6 protein-coding genes and 2 pseudogenes are annotated in these 6,285 nt (G+C 69.3%); 4 read left to right on the top strand and 4 right to left on the bottom strand.

Annotation, left to right across the window (positions count from 1 at the left end):
- From CCN51_RS48055 to CCN51_RS48045, 3 genes and pseudogenes are all read right to left on the bottom strand, one after another.
- Positions 1 to 484, bottom strand: a pseudogene (locus CCN51_RS48055) (hypothetical protein); the annotation flags it as partial.
- Positions 485 to 613: 129 nt separating this feature from the next.
- A complete protein-coding gene (locus tag CCN51_RS48050) occupies positions 614 to 1,252 on the bottom strand; it encodes a DUF305 domain-containing protein (RefSeq protein WP_014178085.1) in 639 nt (212 codons plus the stop codon).
- 103 nt (positions 1,253 to 1,355) lie between these two features.
- Positions 1,356 to 1,763, bottom strand: a complete 408-nt coding sequence (locus CCN51_RS48045) for a DUF6153 family protein (protein ID WP_238545412.1) — start codon at positions 1,761 to 1,763, stop codon at positions 1,356 to 1,358.
- A 200-nt stretch (positions 1,764 to 1,963) separates the two neighbouring features.
- Here CCN51_RS48045 and CCN51_RS58715 point away from each other — a divergent pair, with 200 nt between their 5' ends.
- From CCN51_RS58715 to CCN51_RS48030, 3 genes are all read left to right on the top strand, one after another.
- Positions 1,964 to 3,706: an integrase gene (locus tag CCN51_RS58715; protein ID WP_014178087.1), complete on the top strand. Its 1,743-nt coding sequence runs from the start codon at positions 1,964 to 1,966 to the stop codon at positions 3,704 to 3,706.
- Entirely contained in the window at positions 3,703 to 4,116 is a 414-nt protein-coding gene (locus tag CCN51_RS48035) for a hypothetical protein (protein WP_014178088.1), read from the top strand. The genes CCN51_RS58715 and CCN51_RS48035 overlap by 4 nt, the downstream gene beginning before the upstream one ends.
- Before the next feature lie 221 nt (positions 4,117 to 4,337).
- The gene (locus tag CCN51_RS48030; protein WP_043487278.1) at positions 4,338 to 4,877 is read left to right on the top strand and encodes a GNAT family N-acetyltransferase; all 540 of its coding nucleotides are present in this window, start codon (positions 4,338 to 4,340) and stop codon (positions 4,875 to 4,877) included.
- Positions 4,878 to 5,050: 173 nt separating this feature from the next.
- Here CCN51_RS48030 and CCN51_RS48025 read toward each other — a convergent pair.
- A pseudogene (locus tag CCN51_RS48025) lies at positions 5,051 to 5,221 on the bottom strand (M15 family metallopeptidase); the annotation flags it as partial.
- Positions 5,222 to 5,369: 148 nt separating this feature from the next.
- Here CCN51_RS48025 and CCN51_RS48020 point away from each other — a divergent pair.
- Positions 5,370 to 6,227 carry an aldo/keto reductase gene (locus CCN51_RS48020; protein ID WP_014178091.1) on the top strand — a complete coding sequence of 286 codons (858 nt, stop codon included), beginning with the start codon at positions 5,370 to 5,372 and terminating at the stop codon, positions 6,225 to 6,227.
- Positions 6,228 to 6,285: the final 58 nt, after the last annotated feature.

Genomic DNA, 6,285 nt, shown 5'->3' with positions numbered 1-6,285 from the left:
GCGGGGCCCGGGTGGCATCCGTGTCGTACGGGCGGTCGCGCGGCTGGAGTTCGGCGAGCGCGGGCGGGGGGACAGGCGCGGGCACCACGCCCTGGCTCACCCCCCAGGGACCGGCCGCGCAGTTGTCGCCGGCGCCGCCCGCGCTGTCCGTCCAGGGCGCCTGGACGGTGTGCCGGTCGGACACGAGGTCCGGGCACGGCGGGGCGAGCGTGGCCATGGCGGGGCGGGGCGAAGGGTGCGCCGAACCGGAAGCGTGGCCGGTGGCGGAGACGTGGCCGGTGGCGGAGACGTGCTCCGTGGCGGAGACGTGGTCCGTGGCGGAGGCGTGCCCTGCGGCGGACGCGTGCTCCATGGCCGGGTGGAGGAACGAGGGCGCCAGCCAGAGCGCGACGGTGAGCAGCGGGACGGCACAGCGGAGCACCGAGAGCACGGTGGCTCGCACCGTGCCGCCCGGTATTCGGCTCGCGTCGCGCTGTCTACTCATCGCGCCAGATCGTAACCACTGGGCCTGCTGCGGCTGAATGGGCAAAGGCCCGGCGGGGTGCCGGTGCCTTCGCCCATCGCTCATGAGCCGCGGGCCAGCCCTCGTTCTGCCCTTGCCTCAGCCCTTGCCTCAGCTCTTGCTGAGGAGCTTGTTCATCTCGGTGATCTCCTCGTTCTGGGTCTTGATGATGTCGTCGGCCATGGTCTTGGCGGGGCCGTACGCACCCTTCTGCTTCTCGGTGCCGGCCATCTCCACCGCGCCCTTGTGGTGCTGGACCATCATCTTCAGGAACGCGGTGTCGAAGGCGGCGCCGGACGCCTTCTTCAGCTCCTCCATCTCCTTGGAGCTCATCATTCCGGGCATGCCCTCGTGCTGGGAGTGGTCCATGCCGGGCATTGCCTCGGGGACCTTCTCGCCCCAGGCCTTCAGCCACCCGGACATCGTGCGGATCTCCGGGTCCTGCGCCTTCTTGATGTCGGCGGCCAGCTTCTTGACCTGGGCGGAGGAGGCCCGGGTGGCGGCCAGACCGGCCATCTCCACGGCCTGGCGGTGGTGGGGGATCATCCCCTGCGCGAAGCTCACATCGGCTTCGTTGTGCTTACCGGCCGGGGCGGACGCGCCCGCGCTCGCGGTGGTCTTCGACGTCGAGTCGTGGCCGGAGTGGCCGCTGCTGCCGCTGTCGTCGCTGCCGCAGGCGGTCAGGGTCAGGGACAGCGCGGCCGTGGCGGCGACGGCGGCGAGCGCCGTACGGCGGGTCAGGGAACGCATGGGGGAACTCCTGAGGAAGTGTAAGGGGGCGTTTCTGGACATACCGGACCGGCGTCGGACTCAACCCGGATCGGGAGGGTCGGCGGCGCCGCGAGGGCGTGTCCTATATCCGCAGGAGCTGGAGTTCGGCCAAGGTGGGCGGCGCCCGCCCGTCGGCCGGGGACGGCGCCGTACCGGGCCGGGCCGCCGCGAGATCATGGCCGCAGTCGGCCACGGGGGTCGACGGGGGCGCGGACAGCGTGGGCCCACCGCCGAGCGCGGGTGACGCACAGGTCGGATCGGCGTGGTGGATGTGCGAACCGCCGCACGCGCCGTCGCAGCCGCTATGGGCGGACGCGGCGGTGGTCACGGCGGTCGTCATGGCGGCGGGGCGCTCATGGGCGCCCGACATCAGACCGCCCGCGGGCCCGAGGGCGTGCATCCCCAGCAGCCCGGCCAGCACCCCGAGCACGAGCAGCGCACGCCACCGCCACGCGGGCGGGGACGGACGGCACTCGGCAGGGCTCGGCACGAGCCCATGCTAAGGGGGCGGGTGGGTCGGCCGTGGCGCGGGATGCCGCACCCATGCTCGGGCGGCCCGCGGCTCCTCATATGGGGAGGTCGCTCCTCACGCCGAGTTCCCGCGGCCCGTACAGCGCGCTGTCGGCTCCGGTCGCAAGGGCCCAGTAGCGATCGCCGAAGGACCAGTGCCACCACTTCCCTGATGATTGGATGTGTTCAAGCAGCACCGACGACCACTGGATTGCTTATGTCACGGACCGTTTCCGTGCCAATCCGACCCGGCACTACGCTGAGGAAACTCTGAGCCGCCTCACTGATCTGTGGGCATTCGACCAGCTCTGCACTCAGCCCATCGGCGTCACGCAACCGCCTTGGGAAAGGGAAGGCGTCGACAACTATCTCCCATCCTCCACCCCGCAGGACACCGGCGAGAACACAACCGAGCCGCTGGATCCGAGCGTGGTGAGCCCGCTACTGATGTGGGCGATCCGCATGGTCGACGACCTCGCGGACGACATCCTGGCCGCCTGGGTGGAATGGCGCCGTATGCAGCAGTTGGCCATCACCAACCCGAGCTCGCCCGCAGGACTGGCCGCGCTTGATGACTACCTCTTGCCCCGACTCGCCGCGGGCACGGGCCTGCCGACCACCGAGTGGCGCGGCAAGACTGTCCTGGCCGCAACATTCATCGCGGCCACCGTCGGCTGCAGCGTCAACCAGGTCAGTGGCTTTCGACAACGCCATGAGCTCAGCACGCTGCAGCCAGGGTCCTGCCCGCTCCTGGTAGCCGTGACCGGGCAGATTAACGGCAGGCCCTGGCGCGAGCACCTCGACTTCAACGAGGTCTCGACCTTGATGAGGCAGTTGGCCACCGCCGCGATGATCGTCTGCCTCTATCTGACCGGCATGCGACCGCAGGAAGTGCAAGGTCTGCGGTCCGGCTGCTGCCCCGACCCCGAGGACGGCAGCCGCCACCTCATCCGCAGTCACCACTACAAGAACGTCACCAACGACGACGGCCAGCACGTCTCGGCCGGCGAGGAACGGGAGGTCCCTTGGGTCGCCATCACCCCGGTCGTCCGCGCGATCCGAGTCCTTGAACGCATGGTCCCCGAGGGCGAACTGCTCTTCGGTTCCGCCCATCACGACTTTGCCCGCGGCCGCCAGCGCGGCGGCGCCTTGAAGAACAGCAGCATGAACCTGCGGATCGAGGACTTCATCGCCTGGATCAACCGGGAGACCGAATCCCATGGGCTGCAGAACCAGGGCGTCCCCCAAGACCCTCACGGCGCCATCGGGCTCGGGCGGTTCCGCCGCACCCTGGCGTGGCACATCGCCCGCAGACCTGGTGGGCTCGTCGCGCTCGCGATCCAGTACGGCCACATGCGCACCGTCCTCGACGCCCGTACGTCCAGCGGGTACGGCAGCCGAAGCCGCCGCGGCATCCACCGTGTCCTTGATGTCGAGACCGCCCTGGCCGCCGCTGACACCGCCGCGCGTCTGCGGGACCGCCTCGCCGCCGGCGAGAAGATTTCCGGGCCCGCCGCCCGACGAGCCCTCACTGCCGCGGTCCAGGCGCCACGATTCGAGGGCCGTACCATCACCCAGAAGTTCGCCAAACAGGCCGCCGACTACCTGGCCCGCGACGGCCTGGTCCTCTTCGACAACCCGGACGCTTCGCTGATCTGCGTCTTCAAGCGCGACAACGCGCTCTGCGAACCAGGCCCCGACGCAACCGCCCCGAACCAGTTCGACTGCCGCCCCGGCTGCGGGAACGCCGTCCGCCTTGACAGCCACGCGACCGAACTGCTGGAAGAGACCGACCGCATCGACAAACTCGCGGCCCTCTCCCCTCAGCCGCTGGCCAAGCGCCTCCGCATCGCCGCCGAGCAATACCGCGCCACCGCCGACACTCACCACGCCACCGCCCAACCTGCCGAGGACCTGTCGTGACCGAGCAATCCACCGACGAGCGGACACGCATCCGTGCCGCCATGGACCGGCTACTCACTGGCCAGCCCACAGCCTCCGACGGCGCACTGACCGTCGTCGCTCTCGCGGCCGAGGCCGGTGTTCACCGCATGGCCCTCCAGAAGCGCCATGCGGACCTGAAGGCCGAGTTCTACGAACGCGTCCGCACCGAGACGAAGCAACCCCCGGAATCGGAAAAGCGGCTCCGCAAGACCGTGTCCGACCTGAAGGAAACCGTTGCCGCGCAGAAGGCCGAAATCACGGCGCTCCGGCACCAAGTCACTCAACTCGCACTCGCGAACGCCGTCCTCACCCATCAAGGCAGGAGGGCAGGGAAGCCCCCGGAAGAGGTGCCGGACAATGTCGTTCCCCTCCATACGACGGGAGGGTGACACCTGCCCTATTTTGCCTGCCGGATGGCCATCCACAGCTGTACCCGCTCTCCCTTCGGGGCACCATCGTGCCGAAGCCGATGTTCACGAGAGCGGGAGGTATCCCGCCCCTGGCAGGCGTGGCTTGTGGAGCTAGGCTCCGTTGGTGAGGGGCCCGGGGCCGGTGGCTTGATCGGTCGACGAGCCTTGATCGCTGCCGGGCCTGTTGATTAGCTGGCGACATGACTGATCTTGGGCCTGTTGCCTGGCCACCTGCCCCGATCAGGACCGAGAGGCTCGTGCTTCGTGAGCCCGAGGCCCGGGACCGTGCGGCGTTCATCGAGCTGCTTGCCTCGCCAGAGGTGCACACCTACCTCGGCGGCCCCCGCCCGCGTGACGAGCTTGAGCGCGAGATGCCCGGGATACCCGAGCGGTGGCCCGGGAGTTTCGTCGTTGATCTCGACAGGGCGATGATCGGCCAGATCCTGCTCAGGAGAGTATCGGAGCACAGTCGCCCGGCTGCCGCGGGGAAGGTCGATCTCGGCTACATGTTCCTGCCTCGAGCGTGGGGATTCGGGTATGCCGCCGAGGCGTGCGCGGCGGCACTCGACTGGTTCGACGGCGTCCTTCCCGGCGAGCCGGTGGTGCTCCACACTCAGACCGCCAACGTCGGCTCGATGCGCCTCGCGGCAAAGCTGGGGTTCACCGAGGTAGAGCGGTTCCATGCCTGGGACGCCGAGCAGTGGCTCGGCGTGCGGTCCCCGATCACTCAGTCCCATTAATATTATTGAGTTCGTGCTCTACAGCGCGGATCCGCAACTCGACAGCCCTACCGGCACCGAACTTGGCGCTGTTGAAATTCGTGAACATCTCACCAGACGAAGACGACCGGGCGCCGCCCGAAGCGCTGCCTACGGAGACCTCAAGCCTGAACACAAGAACTTGACTGGGAACACCACTCTGTGGGGTAGTTGACCAGTCCCGCGGCGGTCAGTGCGTCATCGAGCACCCGGCGGTTGGCCCGCGCTTCGGAGCCGATGTTGTCGGCGTGCGTGTAACAGGCGCCCTCGCTCTCCTCCGGGCCGGCGTTCACCCGGGTTCCCATGTCGAGTTCCCGTCCGTCGGCGGTTCGCCGCAGTCGGCTACCGGGATCGCCGCGACCTTCGGATCTGACATCAACACGATCTCGTCCACGCACCGATCATCGCCGACCCATCACCCGGTGACGGAGCTGTTAGCGTGCCCTCGTCGAGCGATGCGGGCGGAGACAGCGGATGGCAACGGACACGTTCCATATCGGCGGGGACCTGGAGGTAGGGCGGCTCGGGTTCGGGGCCATGCACCTGCCGACCGAGCCCGCTTCCGACCGCGAGACGGCCATCGCGGTCGCCCGGCGAGCCGTCGAACTGGGCGTCACGCTGATCGACACCGCCCATCTGTACGGCGGTGGAGCGAACGAAGAACTCCTCGCCGAGGCCCTGCACCCCTACCCCGCCGGGCTGCTCGTCACCACCAAGGTCGGCGTCGCGCGGACGGGCCCCGGCGGCGAGTGGCGGCTGGACGGGCGTCCGGCCATCCTGCGCGACCAGGTGGAGCAGGCTCTCCGTCGGCTCCGGGTCGAGCGGATCGAACTGCTCCAGCTGCACCGCATCGACCCGGAGACACCGCTCGCCGACCAGCTCGGCACGCTGCGCGAGCTCCAGTCGGAGGGCAAGGTCGGCCGACTCGGGCTGTCCGAGGTCACCGTCGCCGAGCTCGGCCAGGCGCGGGAGATCGTCGACGTCGTCAGCGTGCAGAACCGCTACAACCTGCTCGACCGCGAGCACGAGCCGGTGCTCGAGGCATGTGAGGCGGCGGGGATCGCATTCCTGCCGTGGCGGCCCGTCGCGATGGGGGCGCTGGGCGCCAGGGCGGAGATCGCCGCCATCGCGGACGAGCTCGGCGCCACCCCCACGCAGGTCTCACTCGCGTGGCTGCTCGACCACTCGCCCGTCGTCCTCCCGATCCCCGGCACGGCCCGGATCGACCATCTGGAGGAGAACCTTGCCGCGGTGCGTCTCGATCTGACCCCGGCTCACCGCGAACGCCTCGACCGGCTGGCGCCCCGAGCGCCCCTGTCACAGTCGTGTTAGTCGGGTGTTAGTGGGGCGGCAGTGTTGCGGTAGTGGTCCCGGTCAGAGTTGTTGTCGT

The sequence above is a fragment of the Streptomyces milbemycinicus genome (assembly GCF_002154605.1).
Lineage (GTDB): Bacteria > Actinomycetota > Actinomycetes > Streptomycetales > Streptomycetaceae > Streptomyces > Streptomyces milbemycinicus.
This window is presented reverse-complemented; position numbering and strand designations above follow the sequence as displayed.

What these genes read in the sequence shown, in the direction of transcription:
- CCN51_RS48020 (WP_014178091.1), top strand. Translation starts at nt 5,370, where the DNA reads ATGGCAACGGACACGTTCCATATCGGCGGGGACCTGGAGGTAGGGCGG.
- CCN51_RS58715 (WP_014178087.1), top strand. Translation starts at nt 1,964, where the DNA reads ATGTGTTCAAGCAGCACCGACGACCACTGGATTGCTTATGTCACGGAC.
- CCN51_RS48050 (WP_014178085.1), bottom strand. Translation starts at nt 1,252, where the DNA reads ATGCGTTCCCTGACCCGCCGTACGGCGCTCGCCGCCGTCGCCGCCACG.
- CCN51_RS48030 (WP_043487278.1), top strand. Translation starts at nt 4,338, where the DNA reads ATGACTGATCTTGGGCCTGTTGCCTGGCCACCTGCCCCGATCAGGACC.